A 22,481-nucleotide genomic window follows, 5' to 3' on the forward strand; every position below is an offset into this window, starting at 1 on the left:
ATTGATAATGAGCTATTTAAAAAAGACCCTAACGCTATTGTTGGTGCTCGTGGCGATGAGCTGCGGCGATGTGCTCGACAAACAGCCGCTCGATAAATTGCAGGGTGAGAACCTGTTCTCTAACCCCGAAGGCGTGAAATTGTACATGGCGAACCTGTATTACCAGCTGCCGATCGAAGATTTCACATTCTTCCGCCAGGGCTTCAACTGGAACACCGGCGATCCGAACAATGGCGGTTTCGCACCGGCGATGTCGACCGACGAGGCCGTGCATACCGAATTCGGTGATTTTATCGGAGATGGTGACTTCCAGTGGTGGGACCAGGGCTACAAATTGATCCGGGACGTGAATATCCTGATCGACATTATCCCTACCCTCGACGTTACTGACGATGAACGCAAGGCGCTGATCGGCGAAAGCGCATTCATCCGCGCATATGCCTATTTCGCATTGGTGAAACGTTACGGCGGCGTGCCTTTGATCACTTCCGTGCAGAAGTATGAAGGCGACGTGGAAGCATTGAAAGTACCACGCAGCACGGAGAAAGAAACCTGGGATTTTGTATTGAAAGAAACCGATACTGCGATTGCCAACCTCGGCGATTCATGGCCCGGCGGTGAGCGCCGCGCGACCAAATGGGTGGCTTATGCCCTGAAATCCCGCGCCGCATTGCACGCCGCTTCATTGGCCAAATATGCCGACCGCGCTCCTATTTCGGGAACGGCGGTAGACCAGAAACTGGTAGGACTGGACAAAGCGGCCGCAGCGGAGTTTTACAAAGCGGCAGCCGATGCTTCGGAAGCGATTATCAGTTCGGGTAAATTTAATCTTTACAAACCCTCGCCGGCCACACCCGAGGAAGCCGCCAACAACTACCGGTTGCTTTTCGAAGACCCTAACAATGCCCCGGAAGAGGTGATTTTCATCAAAGGTTATGCCAGACCGGGCTCCGGCACGGGCCACAATTACGGTATATGGTTCCAGCCGAACCAAACTGCCAATGGCTGGCCACACCCGGGCCGCATGAACCCGACGCTCGAACTGATGGACGTGTACGAAAGCTACGACAAGCCGGGCGAAAGCGCGCCGCTCGCCACCTCGGCAGCTGCCAACGACGCTACCGATTATACCGGTTTCAACGCATCCAAACAATACAAAAGGTTTGATACTGAAAACGATATCTTCAAAGGAAAGGACGCGCGCATGTGGGCGACGATGATCCTGCCCGGCACGAGCTGGAAAGGACAGAAGATCGTGATACAGGCCGGTTTCATCAAACCCGACGGCTCGTCGCAGATCATGGGCGGCGACCCGTTCACCCATGGTGGTAAAACCTATTACACCTACGGCTCGGCCGACCGTACCCAATACTCCGGCTTCGATACGTGGGGCGGCAACAATACCCGCACCGGCGTGAGCTTCAAGAAGTTTTTGAATGAGGGATTGAATATCGCACCGGGCTGGAACCAATGCGTGACCGATTTCGCCGATTTCCGCTATGCCGAAATCCTGCTGAACTACGCCGAAGCGATTGCCGAAAGCGGTACCGGCGACAAAGTGAAAGGCGCGAAAGCATTGAACGACATTCGTCGCCGCGCTGGCCACAAGACCGAAATCCCGCTGTCTATCAACAATGTGATCCGCGAGAGAAGGGTCGAGCTGGCATTCGAGAACAAGCGTTTGTGGGACCTGATCCGCCGTCGCGAATACCACACGTTGTTCAACAACACGATGCGCCACGCGATACTCCCGATCCTCGACCTGCGCGTTACGCCTGCGAAATACATTTTCGTGCGCGTCAATGTGCCCCGCAGCAACCCGTCCACATTCGATTACCGCCAGTATTACCGTTCGATCCCCGGCATCGGAGCAAACGGTCTGGTTCAAAACCCGCAGTATTAAAATCATGAAAAAACTAACCATTCATATTTCCGCCCTGCTGCTGCTATTTGGCGCAGCGGCATGCAGCATCGACAATTACCCTGCCCCTGATTCGCAGCTGTACGGCACATTTCTTGACGCCGAAACCAGCGAGCCGGTGGAGCAGGACATTATCCGCGGCAGCACCATCGAGTTCATCGAGCACGGTTACGCTTCGCAAACCAAGCAGACGATGATCATCAAGAACGATGGCTCCTACCGCAACAACCTGATTTTCGCGAACACGTATACGATCACACCCGTACGCGGGAATTTCGTTCCGATGGCCGCCCAAGAGGTGACGGTCAAGGGCGAAACGAAGCTGGATTTCAAGGTGCAGCCTTATATTCGCGTAAAAGAGGCCAGCATTGAAAAAGTGGGGACGAAAATCGTTGCCAAATTCAAATTGCAGCAAACGGTGCTGAACAATGTAAGGAAGATCGGCTTGTACGCGCACCCGGAACCGTCCGTGGGCGAGCCTATGCGCGTCGCGCTCGCGGAGCAGGAGATCAACGGTGCGATCGATCCGAACAAAGTGTACCAGTTGGAAATCGATATTCCCTCGAATAGCAACGTATTGAAAACAGGCAATCAGTATTTCTTCCGCGCCGGGGCCATTATCGATGCACCGGAGTCGAAGTTCAATTATGCGAAGGCAGTCAGGATCGCATTGTAAAATCAGCGGCGCCCGGAGAGTTCAAATTCCGGGCGCTTTTTTATTTAAAATTCAATTTCATGAAATTATTTAAACTCCTGTTCTGCCTCTCAATCGTCTCGTTCAGCTGCAAAGGCGGCGATGAAAACCCAAAAGCAGAAGATCCCAAGCCTGTCGAAGAAGTAAAATACGACGAATCGCATTCCCTTTTTAAGAGTTACAAAGGCCTCGTGATGGCCGGTTACCAGGGCTGGTTTACGGCCGATGGCGATGGCGCGGGCCGCGGCTGGCACCATTACCAGAAAGCAGGGAAATTCGAGCCGGGCTTCGCTTCCGTTGATTTCTGGCCGGATGTTACCGATTATCCCAAAACCTATAATACCGCATTCAAATATGCCAATGGCGAGCCTGCGAAAGTATACAGCCCCTACGATGAAGAAAGCGTGGACCTGCATTTCAAATGGATGAAGGAGCACGGGATCGACGGCGTATATATGCAAAGGTTTGTTTCGGAAGTGAAAGGCGAGAGCGGCAAACGGCACTTCAACAAAGTGCTCGCCAATGCATTGAAAGCTTCCAAAAAGTACGGCCGGGCGATCAGCATCATGTACGATCTCAGCGGTTCTACCTCGGCGGATATGGATTTCATCGCCAAGGATTGGGAGGAGCTCCAACAACTGTTCAAACTCTTCGACGGACAGGAAAATCCAACCTACCTCCGCCACAATGGTCGCCCATTGCTGGCGATCTGGGGCGTGGGCTTCAACGACGGCCGCAAGTACACCATCGCCGACATTCAGAAGCTCCTGGAAAAGGTAAAAGGCCCTACGAAAAAGGCTTCGATCCTGCTCGGCGTGCCCTACTACTGGCGCGAACTAGGCCGCGACACCGAGAATTCGCCGTTGCTGCATACAGTCATCAAGCAAGCGGACATCGTTATGCCATGGGCCGTCGGCCGCTACAATGCCTCCACCTATCTGACGGTCGCAGGCCCGAACCTCCCTGCCGACGTTGCGTGGTGTAAAACCAACAAAATCGACTACGCTCCGCTCGTTTTTCCCGGTTTCAGCTGGGGTAACCTCAAAAACGACAAGTCGCTCTACAACCAGATCCCGCGCAACAAGGGCGAGTTCCTCTGGCAGCAAATCGCCGGCGCCAAAATGTCCGGCGCCGAGGCCCTTTACGTCGCCATGTTCGATGAAGTAGACGAAGGCACGGCCATTTTCAAAACGCGGAAAGAAGGCGATACGCCGCTGAATGCGGACGGGAAATTTGTAGGGATCGAAGCGGACCTGCCTTCTGATTATTACCTGTGGCTGGTAGGGCAAGGGGCCGAATGGTTTCATGGAAAAAGTGGTTACGGGGTTGCGAAACCGGTGCGTAAGTGATTGATACACAGTCTCGAATTTGTGCAAGCGGCGCTTGCACAAATTGCCGCTTTTTGTAATCATTCATAAGTTATAAATGCATTGAACCTTCTGCTAATTAATGCCGGCAGTTTAAACAATTCATGCATTAATTACGATAATGCGAATGGTATTACCACTAAATTGTGGCTTCACCCTCGCATTATTTCTATGACACACGACAACTTGCCCGTTGACTATGGTGACTTCCTGGACCGCATCAAATCGGAAATCCGGCTGGCCAGATTTAAGGTAAACCTGGCAGCTAATTCGGCGTTGCTGCAAGTGTACTGGCAAATCGGAAATTGGATTCTGAACCAGCAGAACCGTTCGGAATGGGGTGCCAAAGTAATCGATAAGCTATCGCAAGATCTGAGAAAGGAATTTCCCGACATGCAAGGTCTGTCGGCCAGAAACCTCAAATACATGCGGCAATTTGCCGCTATTTATCCCGACCCTGAATTTGTGCAAGCGACGCTTGCACAAATTCCCTGGTACCACCACATTACCTTATTGAATAAGGTAAAAAGTCATGAAGAAAGGCTCTTTTACGTAAAAGAGGCCTACAAAAACGGATGGTCTCGGGACGTGATGGTTGCCCAGATCGACTCCCGGTATTTCAAGCGCAAAGGAAAAGCCATTTCAAATTTTAGCTCTGCATTACCATCACCACAGTCGGATCTGGTACAACAGATCACGAAAGACCCCTACATCTTTGACTTCCTGAATTTGACGGACTTATGCCAGGAAAAGGAGCTGGAAGATGCATTGACTGACCATGTCATGAAGTTCTTGCTGGAACTCGGTGCCGGGTTTGCATTTGTTGGGAAACAGGTACATATCGAGGTAGGTGATCAGGATTTCTATATCGACTTACTCTTTTACCACGTGAAGCTGCATTGCTATGTGGTTGTAGAGCTCAAAAAGGGGAAATTCATGCCGGAATATGCCGGTAAACTTAATTTCTATCTTTCGGTAGTAGATGATAAACTGAAATCTGAGGGCGATCAGCCGAGTATCGGTTTGTTGATTTGTCAGGATAAAAACGGTGTGATCGCCGAATATGCGCTGCGCGATCTTAGCAAACCGATTGGAATTTCGCAGTACGAACTGATCGAAGCGATTCCTAAGAATCTAAAAGCCTCCCTGCCATCAATTCTGGAAATCAAAAAGGAGATTGGACATTCAAAGCGTGCATCAAACAAACAACCCAAGTGAGTCCGCGATGTTCTAACCCCATTTCGTCATTTTTCATTATGTTTAAACAAAATAGAGGCCTTTGGCCGGTTTGTTAAAACAAAATATATGAAAATTACACTTTCCCTGATCATTTCTTTCCTTTTGACAGGAGCGCAGATGCTGTGCTTCGCGGATGGAGAAAAAAAATCCAAAGCCCTTCCCCGCATTGCGATCGCCGGGCTCGGCATTGAATCGAGCACGTTTTCGCCGGCACGGACGGAAGAACCGGCCTTCAAGGCCAAAACCGGCGAGCAGATCTTCACCTCCTACCCTTTCATGGCTGCGGATTCAAACTTGCGGAAGCGGGCGGAATGGTTGCCGGCCCTGGTTGGAAAATCGCTGCCTGGCGGGATGGTGACGCGCGCCGCCTACGAGTCGCTGGTGAAGCAGACGCTCGAACTTTTGAAGAAAAATGGTCCGTACGACGGACTCTATTTCGATATTCACGGCGCTATGAGCGTAGAAGGGCTGGATGATCCCGAAGGCGACCTCATCACGCGCATCCGCGAGGTGATTGGCAAAAAAGTCCTTATTTCTACCTGTATGGACTTGCACGGCAATGTGTCGTGGCGACTCGCACAGCATACCGATCTCATTACCTGCTACCGGATGGCTCCGCACGAAGATGCCATGCAATCCAAGCGCCGGGCCGTTGCCAATCTCCTTTCGCGGCTCGAAAGCGGGAAAGGCAAACCTGCTTACAAAGCCTGGATTCCGGTGCCGATCCTGCTTCCCGGAGAAAAAACGAGTACCCGCATCGAGCCCGGAAAATCACTTTATGCGAAGGTAGCGCCTGCTTCCGTGCAGCCGGGTGTGATCGATGCGGCCATGTGGGTGGGCTATGCCTGGGCCGATGAGCCGCGTAACCACGCTGTGGTAATGGTCACCGGCGATGATAAAGCCCAGGTAACCAAAAACGCGGAAATGCTCGCCAAAAGCTTCTGGGACGTGCGTAAGGAATTCGATTTTGTAGCTCCTACCGACGATCTCAAAACCGCATTAAACAAGGCGCTCGCAAGTGATAAACATCCATTCTTTATCAGCGACTCGGGTGATAACCCAACTGCCGGCGGCGCGGGCGATGTTACCTGGACGATCACCGAAATCCTGAAACGTCCGGAATTTAAGGCCGAAAACGGCCCGTCGCTCATCTACGCGTCCATTCCCGGTCCGGAACTGGTGGAAGCTGCGGTGAAAGCGGGTGTAGGAGGTAAAATCGATGCATATGCGGGTGCGAAGGTGGATGCGCGCTTTGCGCCGCCCGTGCATTTGGTCGGAACGGTGGAAGCTATCTACCAGGGTGACGTGAATGCCGAAACCGAGGTGGTAGTGAAAGTGGGAAGTGTGCGCGTGATCGTTACCAAAAAACGCAAACCTTATCATAAGGAGGCCGATTTCACCAGACTGGGCCTGAACCCGCGCAAATCGGACATAGTAGTTGTAAAAATCGGCTATCTGGAACCGGAGCTTTATAACATGCGCGCCGACTGGATCTTGTCGCTCACCCCCGGTGGCGTAGATCAGGATTTGGAGCGATTGCCATACAAACGCATTAAACGCCCGATGTTCCCGCTGGACAAGGATATGAAGGAGCCTGATTTGAAGGCGAAGCTGGTACCGTCGTCCGACAAGTAGTAGTTCCCTGAAAAAGCAAAAAGCGGCGTTTCACCAATGGAACGCCGCTTTTGCTTTTAATTCTTCCACATAAAAATTTAATAGATTACCACTCCGCCAATGCAAATGCAACGGCCGCATCCGAATGGAGTCGCGTCGTATCGAAAACGGGCACCGACACATCTTCCTGACTGATAATCATCGGAATTTCCGTACAGCCCAGAATAATTCCCTCTGCGCCGTCACGGATCAGTTCGTCGATGATAGCAAGGTATTCCTTCTTGGTTTCTTCAAGAATGATTCCCTTTCCCAGTTCGTCGCGCAAGGTGTTTTGGATAAAATCACGGCTTCCCTGGCTGGCGGGAACGAGCGGTTCAATGCCGAGGCTTACCAGTTTGTCTTTATAAAAATCCATTTCCATGGTAAACTTCGTACCGAGTAATCCAACTTTCCGAAGCCCCTTTTCGTGGATTGCTGACGCGGTGGCTGTTACAATGTGGATGATCGGGAGATTAATTTCAGCTTCCAAACGGTCGGCCACGGCGTGCGCGGTGTTGGCGCAAAGTACAATACCTTCGGCGCCCGCTTTTTCGAGGTTCCGGCACGCATCCAGCAGAATCCGGAAAGTGTCGTCCCATTTACCGGCTGTGTTGTTACTTACAAATGCATTGAAATTCACCGAATAGATCATGCATTCGGCATAATTCAGCCCGCCTAATTTCGCATTAATGCCTTCGTTGATAAAACGGTAATAGTCGACGGTCGAGACCCAGCTCATACCGCCTACGAGGCCTAATTTTTTCATTTTTTTATGGTGTAGATAGAAATAAATACTCAGGCATTATCATGGCCCGAAACACGTCCGGTCAACCAGAGGAGGAATAATGCGTTGAAAATCAGCGTGAAGGGAATAACAGAAAGGTTTTTGAAAAACAATATGATCACCCATTCCGAAGACTGTTCGGCGATGATGTTGTTGACTTTGAGTTTGTAATAAAGGCAGGTCTGATAGGCGGTGTAGTCGATCAGCAAGTTGATCACCCAGGCAATCAGCAGGTAAATCACAAAACTTGCGAGCAACGACCGCCATTCGGACCTCAGACGGACGACTGCTTTTTGCCAGTTTTCTTTCCAGGCTTTGCCGCTTGTAAGCATAAGTTTTATCCTAAAATAGCCTTTCCTCAAATGCGTGAGCCCCAATGCATATACGAAAAGTAACATCCGGGCCGACTCGATAACCACCTCCATGACGATGTGCAGGCCGGGAGAAATCGGCCCAAACGCGCCGAGCTGTACTATCCGGCCAATGGCGGCAATAAGGCCGAGACCAAGTACGATGAGGTAATGGCTGCGGAAAAATAAGAGCGTCTCACGAAGCCACGCGAGGTTTTGAGTGATTCTGATGTTTGCTTTCATGGCGTTTATAGTTTTTGGTAAATTAAAAAATGCCCGCCGAAAAAGCACTTACTTGTACGCCATTTTCAGCTTTTGAGAGAATCCGGTAAATATGTTGTCGATCAATACCGTGTAAATGCCCTTGGGTTTTCCATCCATATTTACTTTCCAATCACCGTTCGAAGCAATATTCTGGCTATCAACCAGCAAGCCGGAAGCATTGTAGATCCGCACATTATCGCCCTTAGCAAGGTGTCTGATCGCGACCTGGCCGCCTCCCGGATTGGGAAAAATGAAGGATTTACCGCGTTCGTCCATGCTGCCGCTTACGACTGAACTGTATTGAAAAGTGCCGTCCCCACCGACTGTCGCGTGGTCGATCATTTTAAGACGATAATAGCTGGTATCTTGCAATGGCTCGCCATCCGTGAATACGTAGTCGCTCCCCGGCCCCTTGCCTGGCACAGTTCCGAGCGTCTGGAAAGTGCGTCCATCGCCGCTGCGCTCTACTTCAAAATGCGAGAAGTTACTTTCCTGCGTGGTCTTCCATTGTATCAGGAATTGGCTGTCAGCCAGGGTAAGTTTGATAAAAAGCAATTTCACCGGAAGCGGGTCGCCCGGGTTGGTGATCTTCGATAATGTGCCATTCAAAAACGACAACGTATACAATTCACCGGACTGGTCCTCTCCAAAAGAGATCAGAGAAGCGTTAGCAAGCCCGGCGTCAGGCGTTGTAACGCCCAGCGGATCGATGTACCCTATTTTTCCTGTCGCATAATCGCCAAAAAAGTAATGACCTTTCATCGACGGGTATCGCGACCCACGGTACACAAAGCCACCCATGACCGAGGCGTCCTTACCGCCGTTATTCGTAAAACCGGGGTAAGTAAGTTTTGGAGCAATGTAGGTTGTCCCCTGTGCGCAATGCGACTGGTTGTACGTTTGCGTGCCTTCGAGACAGTTCCAGCCAAAGTTCGACGCCGGCCCGCCAAACGGGTAAGATAAATAATTGATCTCTTCCCAGCCATCCTGACCGTTATCGCCGATCCACAGGTCGCCGGTTTGGCGGTCGAAGCCGAAGCGCCAGGGGTTTCTCAGCCCAAGCGCAAATATCTTGCTCAGCGGATTATCGCCGGGCACCGGCGCGTTTGTATCGAGCCGCAGCAGCTTTCCGAACAGCTTGCCCATGTTTTGGGAATTATTGTTCGGATCGCCCGCCACGCCCCGGGAGCCGGGGCCATTGTCGCCCGTTGAAATGTACAAATAACCGTCTTTGCCAAATGCCATGTCGCCTCCGCGATGGCCGCCGAGAACGTCTTCGTAGGGTATTGTGAGGATTTTCACTTCCGAATTCGCATCCGCCAGATCCGCATTGCCCGCCTGTCGCGAGAAGCGCGAAACCTGGACTTCCGTTTTGCTCTTGACTACGTACAGGACATAGAAAAAGCCCGACGTCTGGTAGTCGGGCGGAAATGCGATGCTAAAAATACCTGCCCAATCGGGGTCGTTGATTTTCGAACCGATATCCAGAAAAGGTTGTGACAGGACTGCATTGTTTTTAACAATTTTGATCTTCCCGCCAATCTCCGCTACGAAAAGACGGCCGTCGGACGCGTTCGTGACTTTGACGGGCCTTGTAAAACCGGAAACGACCGGTTCGATAGCGAGTTGAAGCTGCCCAAAGGCATGTTGGAAAGCAATCGTCAGCAATAGGAGGAGGTAAAAGAGATATCTCATGAATTCGGGTTAGAGGCAGATTGTAAATATAAAGAACTCTTTCCCAAACCCTTGCGATCACCGCTTCGATTTCATCGCCTTCACCGTTTTCATGTCACCTGACGTGAATTTTTTATATTCCGGGCTATCACACGCATATAGCGCGATTTTTCCTTCCTGATCGTTGTGAACACCCCAACCGTAGCGCTTGGTCAAAGGCGAGGCACGCATACAGGCCTGTCCTTTTGAAAAAAATTGCTTCCGGGCCTCTTCCAATTCGCTCTCCGTCAGGTCTTTCCGTTCGGCAAAAACCTGAAACAGCACATCGTCGGACGTGAATTTGTAGGGGTTTTTGCTAATCATTTCGTACTCGATGGCGGCCACAGTTTTAGCATCGCCCTTGATCGGCGGCACTTCCCCGCCCGCAGCCGGACAATCGTCGGCCACTTCGATGAAGGTGTTTTCGTAGTTGGTGGTATGGACTTTCATAAGGGATTATTTTGGCGCAAAATAATGGCGCTGTTGACAACAGTATGTCAGCAGACAAGCGGTTCAGCAAAAAAACTTTGCCCGACGGTCACATCGCCATTTCCTCAGCCACCGGCAAATTGCTCCGCTTCATATCCCTGTAAGCCCATTCAGCCATCGCATTGATCACCGATTCCAGCTCACGGCCGGCGTCTGTAAGGGTGTAGGTAACGTAGGGCGGCACCACCGGTTTAGCCTCACGAATGAGCAGGGCGTCGTTTTCGAGCTGTTTTAAATGCTGGATCAGCATCTTTTCGGTGATATGCGGCATCGCCTTTTTTATCTCGCTATACCGCTTGCTACCTCCCAAAAGATGATACAGAATAATCGGTTTCCAGTGCCCGCCGATCTTATTCATCACATAGGTGACCGGGCATTCCTGCATTACAATCTCGCGGTTTGCATTGTAAGTCGAGCTTTCTTTGATTTTAGTCATACATACTCTCGGGTAAGTACTTGTCAAAAAGTAAGTACAAATATAGCTTTGTCCCATCAAAAAACAAATCAAAAAAACGACATGAAATACATCATCACAGGGTCACTCGGCAATATCAGCCTGCCCGTTACACAAAACCTCATAGAAGCTGGCCATCAAGTAGTTGTGATCAGCAGCAATGCAAGCAAAAAGGCGCAGATTAATAGTCTCGGCGCAGAGGCGGCCATCGGTTCCGTGCAAGACGAAGCATTCCTTGAATCAGCGTTTCAAGGCGGCGACGTAGCTTATCTCATGATCCCCGGCGACTTTTCGCTCACCGATTATGCCGCATTTCAGCTCGAAGTGGCCGATAAATACCTGCGAGCCATTCAGTCGGCCGGGATCACGCGCATTGTACTCCTGAGCAGCATAGGCGCACACCTGCGTAAGGGCGCGGGACCGATCGATGCATTGGGTTATATGGAGGAAAAACTGGCGGAAATTCCGGGTTTGCAAGTCAAAATCCTTCGTCCGTCCTACTTCTTCAATAACCTGTATGCACAAATCGGCCTGATCAAAAACGCGGGCATTGCGGGCAGTAACTTCGGCGGTACGGAAGAGAAACTGGTCCTTACCGACACCGACGATATTGCAAAAGTCGCGACGGAGGAGTTTCTGGCGCCATTCACCGAGGCACAAACCATTACCTACATTTCCAGCGACGAACGCCATCCGTCCGAAATCGCGGCGGTGCTCGGCGCGGCAGTCGGCAAAGAGGGAACGCCCTGGGTCACATTCTCCGACGAGGACGCCTACAACGGCATGCTCCAAGCCGGCCTGAACGAAAGCTTCGCCGGCCTCTACCGCGACATGGGACAAGCGTTGCAGAACGGCACGATGCAGGAAGATTACTGGAAAAATGGCGGGGGTGTGAAGGGGGATTTTAAGCTGGAAGACTTCGCGAAAAGGTTTGCGGGGGCGTATGCGCAGTAGTACAAATAACCAGGATCGACAAATCGCCGGTCCTGGTTACTTTCCATCAAAACGTCGCCTCCATCAGAATTCTTTTAAAAGCATAAAACACGGGTTTTTTCGGGAAATGTTCCCCTAGTAAATCCTTGTAATCGTCCAGAAAAGCCTTTTTCAAAGGCTCCGGTAACCGTTCCAGGTAAGGCAGCAGCGCGGTGCCTGACACCCAGGTCACCAATGCGTCGATATCGTTTAAGATCAACGGATACACTTTTTCGAAAACCTGCATCGATTTACAGCCGCATTCGAAGAGGATTTCCGCATAACGGTCGATGCTGAGTACGTTCGATGCCCGGTTCCACCCCTGATATGCATCGGCATATGGCGATTTTTCTGCCAGTTCGGCGAGCAGCCGATTGGTTATATTATGCGGTTGATCGGGCATTTGCACGAGCAACTGGCCGCCGGGCCTGACACGCGAAACGATCGTGAGGAACAGATTTTCATGATCAGGGACCCATTGTAATGCTGCATTAGAAAAGACGACATCCCATTGCTGGTCTTTTTTCAATTTTTCCTCGATGGGAATGCATTCAAATCGCAGAGTACTTCCACCTGCCTGAACCGATTTCCCAAGCATTTCCGCAGACGAATCCACTCCGAGAACATTTGAATTCGGCAATTTTTCGGCGATTTTGGCGGTGAGTTCGCCTGTACCGCACCCCAGATCGATCACTTCGAGCCCGGACCGCGCTTTCAAAAGCGTAAGCAGATCGTAAAACGGCGCCGAGCGTTCCGTTTTAAATTGATTGTATACGTCCGGATTCCAGGCCATTCGCTATGATTTTGCAGTTACTCAGAAACAATTTTACCTTGTAATTATAACACTGGATGTTAGATTTACAAGGTAAAATTGAATCAAAAAGACCGTTTACACTATTTCGTCGCGGCGCTTCATTTCCAGCTCCGTCGGCTCTTCCAATGCAAAAGATCCTGTTTTAATCTCTCCGTCGGGCACGTAGGTCGTGATGATGACGCCCGTGCCGGAAATGGCGTGTTTGGTTAATTTGAGATTGGACGGCAATGTTCCGTCCGCGAATAGCTTTTTGCCGTGACCGATCACCAGCGGGAAGATCCAGATGTTCATTTCGTCGATCAGGTTGTGGCGCAGGAGCGTCTGGATGAAATCGGCGCTGCCGTGTACCTGTAAATCGATGCCGTCGGCGGCTTTGAGGGCTTTGACCTGCGCTACGGTGTCGCCATTAAGCAGCACGGTATTTTGCCAGGTCGCTTCTTTCAGCGTTTGCGTTGCTACGTATTTGTTGCATGCATTGAATTGCTCAGCCGTCGGGTCGTTTTCGATGAATGGCCAGTGTGCTGCGAAAATATCGTACGTTTTGCGGCCCAGCAACAGGTCGTACGGCTTGCTCATCCCCTCGCCCATTACCTGGCCCATCACATCGTCCCAGTAGTGAAACGACCATCCGCCGAACTCGAAACCGCCTGCGCGGTCTTCCTCGGGCCCGCCCGGCGCCTGGATTACGCCGTCTAATGTTACGAAGGTGTTGGTGATGATCTTTCTCATGAGTTCCGAAAAGTTGATGGTTGAATAGTCTTTGATTTTGTAATACAAAGTTAGAGGGACGCCCGCATTCGAAACGGGTGTCGAAACGTCTTTCAAAAGGGTCATTTGCGACAAGTTTCGGCTTATTATCAGTAACTAACCGGTTTTTACGGTTTTACTAAACAATGTGATCACCAGTTACACCGCCCGCAATATGACCGCCGCAAAAAACGCCCGCCTGTCTTTAAGACAATACCTGACTCCCCTGACATTTCTGACATTTCTAACTTCCCTGACGTTACCGACCACGCCCGCCACCGCCCAGAACACCGACGGCCAGTTTGCCGAAGCGGAAATCGTTATGAAAAAGGCCAACGGCTTCCGGGGAATCTGGTACATGAACCAGCCTTCGAACGATGAATATGTGTACAAATACAGCGGCGGACTGGCAGTTTACCCGGCCAATCACCGCCCATTTGCCATTTACGCGAGACAGGTAGACAAGACCTTCTTCTGCTTTGGCGGTACGGACGACGCCAATTCGACTTTAATGCATAATGTCTCCTACTACGATCACAGAACCGGCAAAGTAGCCAACCCGCTGACGATTTTGGATAAGAAAACGACCGATGCTCACGACAATCCGGTGATTTCGATTGACGATAAGGGCTATATATGGATTTTCTCCACATCGCATGGCATTACCCGGCCTTCGTACATTCACAAGAGCAAAAAGCCTTATGATATCAGCGATTTTGAAATGATAAAGGCAACAGAAATCGTCGACGGTAAGCCGCAACCATTTACCAACTTCTCCTATTTCCAGGTCTATCCGGTTAAAGGGAAAGGTTTCATCGCGCTTTTTACCAAATACAACAAAGCCGGGCAGCGCGTGATCGGGTACAACACGACAGCGGATGGTGTGCATTGGAACGAATGGAAAGTGCTGGCGCATATCGAAGAAGGGCACTACCAGATCAGTACGGAGCGAAACGGGAAGGTCGGCGTGGCATTTGACTACCATCCCAAAGGAAAGGGACTTAACTATCGAACCAACCTGCATTACCTCGAAACATCGGATTTTGGGAAAACCTGGCAGAATATCGCAGGCGAAATGGCGCAACTGCCATTAACCAGTCCTCAAAACCTCGCTACCGTGCACGACTATGCGAGCGAAAAAAGGAACTGCTACTTACTCGACATTACTTTCGACCAGCAAAACAAACCCGCCATCCTCGTCATCGCCAGCAAAGGCTACGAAGCCGGTCCGGCCAACGGCCCGCGCGAATGGACACTGTACCGGCCCGACAAGCAGGGCTGGCAACATCACATTGTAACAACTTCCGATAACAATTACGATATGGGCTCCATTTACCATGTTTCCAGAAACAGCTGGCGGGTGATCGGGCCAAGCGTGGACGGTCCACAAGCCTACAATCCGGGCGGAGAAGTAGCGATGTGGCGGAGCGACGACGGTGGGGAGCAATGGGCCCTGGAAAGGCAGCTTACCCGGAACAGCCCGACGAACCACTCGTACGTACGCAAGCCTGTGCACGCGCAAGACGGATTCTACGCGGTCTGGGCGGATGGCCACGGCCGGAAACCGTCCGATTCATTCATTTATTTTTCCAATGCCAATGGCGACGTATACAGATTGCCGAGACATGGGAATGCACCTATGCTGATACCTCAACCCATGAAATGAGCGGGCAAAAAAAATTGCCGGTCTTTCAACCGGCAATCCTAATTTATATAGCGATTATGTGATTATTGTTGCTTACGTTTCTTAACACTGTGGTCGACGATCGCCCCGGTACCAGCACCTACACCGGCACCGATTACCGTACCAATCAATGCACCTTCAACCCTTTTTTTGTTGATGATGGCGCCAGTGATCGCACCCGTACCCGCCCCTACGACCGCTCCTTTTGCAGTATGGCTCCATTTCTTTTTAGCAGGGGCCGCTGCGGCCACCGCAGGTGCGCTGGAAACGGCCTGAGTGTGGTTTGTTGCCTCATTTTTCTCGATTTCTTCCCACTTTTCCGCCTCTTTACGCTGGGCTTGCAGGGCATTCATCGAATCTATAATGGCCTGTTTTTCCATTGCTACACGCATGGAATCGATGGTTTTTTGTTGTGATTTCAAGAGTGCTTCCTGCTTGTCTGACTGCGTGTTACAAGCTACCATAACAGAGGCGGCGAATAACATCGAAATAACAGCTTTCATCTTTGGTGTTTTGGATGGTTATACCTTATGTGAAGCCAAAATTGTGCCAGACATGCCATTCCGAGCAGGTAATTCAGGCATTCCCGCATTAGCCTACCGATAAATAACAAACGGTTGAGTAGATCAGGGATACTCACTAACTTGTAGAACTACCTTGATTCTTAGACAACCACCTCCATGGAAGGGATTATCAACGACAACCTCGATCAGCAATCGCAGCGACCCGGTCCGAATGGTCCGCGGCCTTTTTTTACAAAAGGAACCAAAGTGAATATCACTCGCGCCGAGCACGACGGTCGCGCATTGTGGCACATTACCAGCGACGGCACGAAAGTGATCGGCAATAAAGTGGAGCTGGATGCCTATTCGGGCCTCTCGGCTGCTGATAAATCGCATTTCTTCATCTGTTACCGGCAACACAAAGCAGGAATCCCGGTCATAGATATGGCCGATGCGCCCAACAAGCTTTTCTTCGCAAATCTGCCCCCCTCGCCCAACCTCCAATTCCGGGTTACCGAGCTATTTCCCGAAGTATGGGCTACCGGGGTAACGCAGGCAGTGAGCAAGTTACCGGAGTCGCGGAAACATGTTTTTGTTTACATACACGGGTTCGACTGGGAGCCGGGCCTCAAACTGGAACTTGTGCCCCAGTTTGTACAAAGCTATCTGACCCACCCCGAAAACAGCGTGGCGAATGTGCTTTACTTCGGCTGGCCGTCGTATGGCTGGCGCAAAAAGGCCGACGACCGCTCGATCAGCTACGGCGAGGAGTTCACTCGGAATGGTTTGTTTGAATACTTTGAAGTGCTCTCACGAAAGCTGAAAGAAGCAGGCAAAACGCTGAACCTGGTCGTGCATTCATTCGGCCACCAGTTGCTGAACGGCATGATCAACCCCGGCGACGGCCATTCCATTCCGACAGGTATTTTCGAGAACATTTTCCTCATGGCGCCCGACGTAACGCACCTGGCCGTGCAGCAGGGCGGCGTACAGCTGCGGAATATGCGCAGGAAATTCAAAGGCCCGCATTTTCATTACAATTATACGCCGCTGAAACAGCTTGGCAAACATGTACACATTTACTACGACCCCAGCGACTACCTGCTGTATGTGAGTTCCAAACAGTTTAACCTCAATGAAAACACCGCCAATTTCGATCCCCGCCCCGACGCCGAAGGCCTTACGACCGACTTCCGCAACCTGGGCTCTTACGGCGACGAAATCTTCAAAAAAGACCCAAGCCTGAAACTCGAAGAAGGTTTCAATTTTTATAACGTGCTGGATATCATCAAACAGGACCCCGGCCCGCAGGCAGATCCACTTTATTACGGCTTCATCGACAACGACGATGCCGCCATGGCCCGAGCCCGCGAAGGGGATTACAATGGCATCAAACTACTAAAAACATTCTGGGACAGGCAATTTTTGATGAACCATCACGCCTACCTGTTCAGTTGCAGGCCCGTGGTGGCGCATGTGTTGCAGCGCCTTACGGGCGTGCCTGTGCAGCCGCGTGTGCCTGAGGAGGAAGCGCCTATTGTGTAAGACCATCTGCATTCAGGGCGCTTGCGTGACAGCGCCCTGAATGCATTTTGCCAGGGGAATGCGGTGGGATTTCCAACCAAATTTCGTACGTTCTGGTCTTCAAACTACCTCACATTCCCACTTAATGCTATGAAGACTTTTATACCGATTCTCGCAATTTTTGCGGTACTGGCTTGCAAAAAGGACCAGCCTACCCCGATGGCTTTCGATGATTTCTCGTTTGTAGCACCGTCCAGCTGGAAGAAATTCGAAGCACAAGGCTACGACTCCAAAGTAGGCGGCATTACCAACGGAAGAGACACGCTCCGGTACGACATGGGCATGTACTCCTACTCATTCACGAACGAAACCGCCGCTACCCATCACCGCACGGAATTGATGCAGAACGGCTACAAAACACTCACGGTGTGGCCCAAAAAGACCGGGCAAGGCCTGATGGGCATTTACATCAAAGTCGATGATTTCCGGAAACTCAGCATTTATGGCCGGAGCAAGGACGAGGATGTGGTTTTGGAGATTCTCGCTTCGGTGAAGATACTTTGAAAGGTTTTCAAGCCATTATGACTTTATCGCTGATTGGTGGACACCCAAACCTCCGGCCCTGGATCCTTGCCTGATGTCACCTCGATCAGTGACAGCAAATATCCATTTTCAGGCTCGCCGCTTTGCTTCACCATTTGACGAAACGCCGCCTCGCCCGCCGGGAAAAGTGCCGTGAGGTCCAGCTTCCATGCGCCGCTTTCTTTATGAAACTCAAATGCGAGCGGCGTTTTCTGCCCACGCACCAAAAGTTCTCCCGAAGCAAAATTCCCATTCACTTTCACGGCTCCCACCTCATTGTTCATCACAGAACTCTTCCCTACCATACCCATTTTAATGGCCGTTACCAGCAACTGCTTGCCGTTTGTGGTCATGATCTCCTCTTTCGAAATGCGGTGGCGAATGATCAGGATCATCAGTTTGTCCATCAAAGTAGACTTATCGACCTGCAACGAATCCGCTGTTTTCACCTTTTCCAGAATACTGCCATAGTAGGCTATCGTCTTTGTATCAACCTGTTCGACAGCCTCCTCGCCTTTATCATTCAGGATGGCAGATTTGTAATCGTCAAATGTCTTCTTGACTTGCTTTTCCTCGGTTTGCTGCGCGACGGTCAGCATTGGTATCAGGAGCAGGAGTAAAAAGGTAATTCGAAAAAAATGCTTCATTGGTATTATTCAGAGTTAAAAATAGGGCGCGAAGATAGACGGATTGCGATAAAAAGTGACTTTTTGGAAAAACCAGTTAAGCTCCTTCAAGCACCTGTTTTAAATGCAAATTCCTCTTCTGTAAGAATTTTCTCATATAACTCTCCAAATACAACTTATCAAAAAGCGCACCTAAAATACCAAACGGTGTCTCGTATTGAAATAGATCTGTCATTATCGTCAAGCCATTTTCCTCGGCAAAATGATGTTCATGACGCATGCTTTTGAAAGCGCCTTTCAGCATTTTGTCTTCAAAAAATGTCGGTTCGATCATTCGACTAATTTCCACGGTGAGCCGCTGCCTTATACCGAGATGTCGGGCCTCCCAGGTGACGATATCGCCCGCTTCGAATAACCCGGTCATTCTCCCGGCAATCACTTTCTCATTTGTACCTATTGCTGATGACAAATGCGCATCTACGCTCCGTGCGGCGTCAAAACATGCATTTATAGGAGCGCGGATCGACGTAGTTAAATAGATAGTCGCCATTCTTATTTCAAATGCTTTAATTCCTTCCCGTCCCAGACACCTTTGTAGGTCTCATTAAGTCCTTTAATTTCAATACGAAAACTCCGATCGGCGTCTTTGTACTCCGATGTGATCACATTGTCGCTCTCATCCAGAAACTCGTTGCCATAATGAAATGGTAATTCCTCGCTCACGAAACGGGTTTTGATCCCGCCATTTTGCAGGTCGAAAACGGCGATGTGGAAATGTTCGGGATAGCCTTTGTCGGCATACACATCGTAGCCCATGTCTTGCGCGGCCACCATTAAAAGCTGCTTGTGATATACCAGCGGATAGCGAAAATAGACAAAATTGTGCGGCCGGAAATCGGTATAGTAGCGCTTTCCGTCAATCAGTAAAGCATAACACATATCAAAAGAATAGTCTTCGCCATTAGCACTTTTCTGGACATAAACCTGATTGTAAAAAATGGTATCAACCACAGCCATAGACGGGCCGGTCAGCTTGCCCGCTACATTGGTTAAGTCTTTCAAATTCTTTGATTTAAAAAGTAAAATACCGCCCGACTGCGGATATAGGAGCGATAAATTCGGATCAGGCTTTTGCATGAAAGTCTGCGGCGGAATTTCCGTTTTCACTTCCGCCAGCGCCTTCGCATTCGTACTTGCGGGCGTGTAAAAGCCATTTTGGATATTAAAATTAAATGGCGCTACAACAAACTCCTGGGCCAGGGCTCCGTTTCCGCTGTTACAAACTATCAGTATGGAAGTGATACAAAATACTAGCCGGCAGATCCCGGGCGCCACTTTAACATATTGCGTCATTGTAGTAAACGATTATGCTGCAAGCTAATCAGATCTTTTCAACCGGGACAAAAAATAATAGCCGATTTGTAACCGTCGAATGTCTTGTTAACTTTGAGCCAATCGGTTTGCTACACTTTTTGAAACCTAGACCTTTTTTCTCCGCATGAAATATCTGTACGCTTTGCTTTTTACAGCGCTTTTTTGGAGCTGCAATAATCCTCCTGAAATAGAAGCCGAGCCGGTTCTGACATTAGTCACCTATCCGAATCCAAGTCGAGAATTAATCAGGATTTATGTAAAAAATGACATTCAGGCTCAATTTACGCTGCAAATTTTCGACCCTGAGGGAGAAGTCGTTTACGAAGGCAGTGTACCCGAAGGAGACCCAACCAACGACTTTGTAATCTCGGTCACAGATTTTGGAACGGGTGCATTTCACGCAGTACTTCGCATGAACGGGTCGGTTTACACTAAAAAATTCATGGTATTATGAAAGCGCGAATGATGATTTGGGCGTCGGCATTGCTCCTCGCCTTCCACGCAAATGCGCAGCAGGCTTCAACCGAATGGTTTTTGAATGCCAATATCAATATATATGTTCCCGGCGGCGGGTCTCAAAAATCCGTTTATCCTGTTCTCGGATATAACAAGGAAACTAGTCCCAAATTTCTGCTGGGAGGGGTTGGTACCGGCGGTTTCCTGCTCCGGCAGCTTTCCTCCGATTTCCAGCTGAAAGCGCACGGCTATCTGTCCAAAGTGTCTTATTGGGATGATCCGATAGAATTAAAAAGTGCAGTGGGAGAAAATATTGGTGTATTTCAGGCGGGTGGTTCCGATTATCTGGCGGGCCTGAACGGTCTAATTCACTATCATTTGGCCGACCAGCTTTCCTTAGGCGCGGGAATTGGCGCGCAGTTCCTCCTCGCATCATTCTCCCGAACCCCGGCCATCTATGGTTATGGCGAACCAACAGAAAAGTCGTTCATTTCCAACCACCATTACAAAACTATTCATCCGGTCATTCCTGTCGAACTATCGTACCGCTTTCCCAGGATGGTGATCAATCTCCGTTATGACATCGGACCGTTTAACCGGCTACGCGGCGAGCTGGCGAAAGCGAAAACCGAAAAATATGGCGTACTGTCCCTCGAAATGGGTTTCAAATTGAACTGATAACGGCCAACTACCGCCGCAAACTGGTATTTTATAGTTCGAAGAGCCCGATTTGGTTGAACATTTAACATGGGAAAGTTGTAAAAGAGCAGCAGAACCCTAAATTTGATCAACTAAAAATGAAACACATGATGAAAACTACGTTCACACTTTTACTCCTGTTCACGGTCTCGCTTTGCTGGGCCCAACTTCCCAAACCTGACGATATTCCGACCTCCAATGGTCCGCTCAAAATCCAGCCGCTCAACCACGCCACGCTCGCATTGACCTGGAACGGCAAAACCATTTACGCAGACCCTTACCAGGGCGACAAAACCTTCAAAGGCATCGCCAAACCCGACCTGATCGTGATCACAGACATCCACGGCGACCATTTCGACCCGGCCTCGCTCGACGCCCTCGATCTGGCGAACACAATCATCGTCGCCCCACAAGCCGTAGTCGATAAAATGTCCGACGCATTGAAAGCCAAAACCACCGTCCTCGCCAACGGCCAGACCACAGAAAAGCTCGGCATTAGCATCACCGCCGTCCCAATGTACAACCTCCCCGAAACCGCAGATTCACGCCACACCAAAGGTCGCGGTAACGGCTATGTCCTCAAATTGGGCGGCAAATCGGTTTACCTCAGCGGCGACACATCGGGCATTCCGGAAATCAAAGCGCTGAAAAACATCGATGTGGCGTTTGTTTGCATGAATTTGCCTTACACAATGGATATTAACGAGGCTGCCACTACTGTTTTGGCATTCAAACCGAAGGTGGTTTATCCTTATCACTACCGTGGCCAGAATGGTTTTAGCGATACCGAGGCGTTTAAGAAATTGGTGAATGAGAAGGATAACAAGATTGATGTGCGGGTTAGGGATTGGTATACGGTGAAATAAGTTGCCTTTCGATAATCCAAAAAAATCCCTTCGATCTCCGGAGGGATTTTTTTGTGGGCGATGTTACCAATTTACGCCTCCACGAGTGAAGTTAGCGCCGTACACACTGCGCATCCTGTGAGCAAAAAGGCGCAGAGCGCCGCAATATTTGTAGCAATGCCGTCAGGCATGAAATATAGGTAGCAGATCAAAGGAATAACGATAATCAATGCCCCCGGGGCATGAAACAACCACGCAAGAGACAAGCATCGCAGGTTTCTGTTGTTGCATCCCTGCCGGGATTACCGATTATCTATTCCTTTGATCTTCCTACCAAAATTACATCGCTACGCGATTTGGCGTAATTGCCCGGCAAATGCGATACCGTGTCAGGCTGCAATTCCGATGGCAAATCAGTCGAATACATGGGGGCTCGGAGCCGAAGGCGGTCTACTCTTCCGGATTCAACGTAATCTCCAATTTATTCCCAAAACACCGCACCGTCACTTCGTCGCCGCATTCAAAACCTGCTTCATGCAGCCATTTGCCGCAGAGCCTGATCTCGGGCATCACAGCGTACTTGTACCATGCGCGCGGGACGTATTTTCGGTAGACGGTTAGCTGCCGCTGGGTGGGGTTGGAAGATTTTTTTTCGTGTGTCATAGTTTGTAATGTTTACAAGGCAATATTAACACAGAAAACGCTGGAAACGAAAACTCCAAATCAA

General features: G+C 50.1%; 24 protein-coding genes. 12 read left to right on the top strand and 12 right to left on the bottom strand.

The window, feature by feature from the left end:
- Window positions 1-7: 7 nt before the first annotated feature.
- The 5 genes from BMW93_RS14315 to BMW93_RS14335 all read left to right on the top strand — a co-directional run bounded on the left by BMW93_RS14315 (window position 8) and on the right by BMW93_RS14335 (window position 6,856).
- Window positions 8-1,903: a RagB/SusD family nutrient uptake outer membrane protein gene (locus tag BMW93_RS14315; RefSeq protein ID WP_090377100.1), complete on the top strand. Its 1,896-nt coding sequence runs from the start codon at window positions 8-10 to the stop codon at window positions 1,901-1,903.
- Window positions 1,904-1,907: 4 nt separating this feature from the next.
- Window positions 1,908-2,597, top strand: coding sequence for a DUF3823 domain-containing protein (locus tag BMW93_RS14320; protein WP_090377102.1), 690 nt, complete (start codon window positions 1,908-1,910; stop codon window positions 2,595-2,597).
- A gap of 59 nt (window positions 2,598-2,656) precedes the next feature.
- Complete coding sequence (locus BMW93_RS14325) at window positions 2,657-3,964, top strand: glycoside hydrolase family 71/99-like protein (protein ID WP_090377104.1); 1,308 nt, start codon at window positions 2,657-2,659, stop codon at window positions 3,962-3,964.
- A 189-nt stretch (window positions 3,965-4,153) separates the two neighbouring features.
- Window positions 4,154-5,200 carry a YhcG family protein gene (locus tag BMW93_RS14330; RefSeq protein ID WP_090377107.1) on the top strand — a complete coding sequence of 349 codons (1,047 nt, stop codon included), beginning with the start codon at window positions 4,154-4,156 and terminating at the stop codon, window positions 5,198-5,200.
- A gap of 87 nt (window positions 5,201-5,287) precedes the next feature.
- Entirely contained in the window at window positions 5,288-6,856 is a 1,569-nt protein-coding gene (locus BMW93_RS14335) for a M81 family metallopeptidase (RefSeq protein ID WP_090377110.1), read from the top strand.
- An 85-nt stretch (window positions 6,857-6,941) separates the two neighbouring features.
- Here the strand turns inward: BMW93_RS14335 and BMW93_RS14340 are convergent, their stop codons facing one another.
- From BMW93_RS14340 to BMW93_RS14360, 5 genes are all read right to left on the bottom strand, one after another.
- A complete protein-coding gene (locus BMW93_RS14340; protein WP_090377113.1) occupies window positions 6,942-7,640 on the bottom strand; it encodes an aspartate/glutamate racemase family protein in 699 nt (232 codons plus the stop codon).
- A gap of 29 nt (window positions 7,641-7,669) precedes the next feature.
- Window positions 7,670-8,251, bottom strand: a complete 582-nt coding sequence (locus BMW93_RS14345) for a hypothetical protein (protein WP_090377116.1) — start codon at window positions 8,249-8,251, stop codon at window positions 7,670-7,672.
- 48 nt (window positions 8,252-8,299) lie between these two features.
- Entirely contained in the window at window positions 8,300-9,967 is a 1,668-nt protein-coding gene (locus BMW93_RS14350) for a PQQ-dependent sugar dehydrogenase (protein ID WP_090377119.1), read from the bottom strand.
- A 57-nt stretch (window positions 9,968-10,024) separates the two neighbouring features.
- On the bottom strand, window positions 10,025-10,435 hold the full coding sequence (locus BMW93_RS14355; RefSeq protein ID WP_090377122.1) for a DUF6157 family protein: 411 nt from the start codon (window positions 10,433-10,435) through the stop codon (window positions 10,025-10,027).
- A gap of 88 nt (window positions 10,436-10,523) precedes the next feature.
- On the bottom strand, window positions 10,524-10,910 hold the full coding sequence (locus BMW93_RS14360; RefSeq protein WP_090377125.1) for a helix-turn-helix domain-containing protein: 387 nt from the start codon (window positions 10,908-10,910) through the stop codon (window positions 10,524-10,526).
- 81 nt (window positions 10,911-10,991) lie between these two features.
- On the opposite strand from BMW93_RS14360, the gene BMW93_RS14365 reads away from it, so the two are divergent.
- Entirely contained in the window at window positions 10,992-11,882 is an 891-nt protein-coding gene (locus tag BMW93_RS14365; protein WP_090377127.1) for an NAD(P)H-binding protein, read from the top strand.
- Window positions 11,883-11,928: 46 nt separating this feature from the next.
- Here BMW93_RS14365 and BMW93_RS14370 read toward each other — a convergent pair whose 3' ends face one another.
- On the bottom strand, window positions 11,929-12,693 hold the full coding sequence (locus BMW93_RS14370; protein ID WP_090377130.1) for a methyltransferase domain-containing protein: 765 nt from the start codon (window positions 12,691-12,693) through the stop codon (window positions 11,929-11,931).
- A 96-nt stretch (window positions 12,694-12,789) separates the two neighbouring features.
- The gene (locus BMW93_RS14375) at window positions 12,790-13,548 is read right to left on the bottom strand and encodes a dihydrofolate reductase family protein (RefSeq protein WP_229240435.1); all 759 of its coding nucleotides are present in this window, start codon (window positions 13,546-13,548) and stop codon (window positions 12,790-12,792) included.
- Between the two features lie 88 nt (window positions 13,549-13,636).
- On the opposite strand from BMW93_RS14375, the gene BMW93_RS14380 reads away from it, so the two are divergent.
- On the top strand, window positions 13,637-15,127 hold the full coding sequence (locus BMW93_RS14380; RefSeq protein ID WP_229240437.1) for a BNR-4 repeat-containing protein: 1,491 nt from the start codon (window positions 13,637-13,639) through the stop codon (window positions 15,125-15,127).
- 62 nt (window positions 15,128-15,189) lie between these two features.
- On the opposite strand, the gene BMW93_RS14385 is transcribed toward BMW93_RS14380, so the two are convergent.
- A complete protein-coding gene (locus tag BMW93_RS14385; protein WP_177194088.1) occupies window positions 15,190-15,648 on the bottom strand; it encodes a glycine zipper family protein in 459 nt (152 codons plus the stop codon).
- A gap of 177 nt (window positions 15,649-15,825) precedes the next feature.
- On the opposite strand from BMW93_RS14385, the gene BMW93_RS14390 reads away from it, so the two are divergent.
- Both BMW93_RS14390 and BMW93_RS14395 read left to right on the top strand, forming a co-directional pair.
- A complete protein-coding gene (locus BMW93_RS14390; RefSeq protein WP_090377136.1) occupies window positions 15,826-17,193 on the top strand; it encodes an alpha/beta hydrolase in 1,368 nt (455 codons plus the stop codon).
- Between the two features lie 129 nt (window positions 17,194-17,322).
- The gene (locus tag BMW93_RS14395; RefSeq protein WP_090377139.1) at window positions 17,323-17,736 is read left to right on the top strand and encodes a hypothetical protein; all 414 of its coding nucleotides are present in this window, start codon (window positions 17,323-17,325) and stop codon (window positions 17,734-17,736) included.
- A gap of 23 nt (window positions 17,737-17,759) precedes the next feature.
- Here the strand turns inward: BMW93_RS14395 and BMW93_RS14400 are convergent, their stop codons facing one another.
- The 3 genes from BMW93_RS14400 to BMW93_RS14410 all read right to left on the bottom strand — a co-directional run bounded on the left by BMW93_RS14400 (window position 17,760) and on the right by BMW93_RS14410 (window position 19,733).
- A complete protein-coding gene (locus tag BMW93_RS14400; protein ID WP_218147694.1) occupies window positions 17,760-18,401 on the bottom strand; it encodes a hypothetical protein in 642 nt (213 codons plus the stop codon).
- A gap of 76 nt (window positions 18,402-18,477) precedes the next feature.
- Complete coding sequence (locus tag BMW93_RS14405) at window positions 18,478-18,930, bottom strand: SRPBCC family protein (protein WP_090377142.1); 453 nt, start codon at window positions 18,928-18,930, stop codon at window positions 18,478-18,480.
- 2 nt (window positions 18,931-18,932) lie between these two features.
- Entirely contained in the window at window positions 18,933-19,733 is an 801-nt protein-coding gene (locus tag BMW93_RS14410) for a hypothetical protein (RefSeq protein ID WP_090377145.1), read from the bottom strand.
- Window positions 19,734-19,878: 145 nt separating this feature from the next.
- Between BMW93_RS14410 and BMW93_RS14415 the strand changes: the two genes are divergently transcribed.
- The 3 genes from BMW93_RS14415 (at window position 19,879) to BMW93_RS14425 (ending at window position 21,775) form a co-directional block, all read left to right on the top strand.
- Complete coding sequence (locus BMW93_RS14415) at window positions 19,879-20,208, top strand: T9SS type A sorting domain-containing protein (protein ID WP_090377148.1); 330 nt, start codon at window positions 19,879-19,881, stop codon at window positions 20,206-20,208.
- Window positions 20,205-20,888, top strand: coding sequence for a hypothetical protein (locus tag BMW93_RS14420; RefSeq protein ID WP_090377151.1), 684 nt, complete (start codon window positions 20,205-20,207; stop codon window positions 20,886-20,888). The genes BMW93_RS14415 and BMW93_RS14420 overlap by 4 nt, the downstream gene beginning before the upstream one ends.
- A 131-nt stretch (window positions 20,889-21,019) precedes the next feature.
- The gene (locus BMW93_RS14425; protein WP_090377699.1) at window positions 21,020-21,775 is read left to right on the top strand and encodes an MBL fold metallo-hydrolase; all 756 of its coding nucleotides are present in this window, start codon (window positions 21,020-21,022) and stop codon (window positions 21,773-21,775) included.
- Between the two features lie 429 nt (window positions 21,776-22,204).
- Here the strand turns inward: BMW93_RS14425 and BMW93_RS14430 are convergent, their stop codons facing one another.
- A complete protein-coding gene (locus tag BMW93_RS14430) occupies window positions 22,205-22,417 on the bottom strand; it encodes a SymE family type I addiction module toxin (RefSeq protein WP_090377154.1) in 213 nt (70 codons plus the stop codon).
- Window positions 22,418-22,481: the final 64 nt, after the last annotated feature.

The organism is Dyadobacter sp. SG02, from assembly GCF_900109045.1.
Taxonomy (GTDB): Bacteria; Bacteroidota; Bacteroidia; order Cytophagales; family Spirosomataceae; genus Dyadobacter.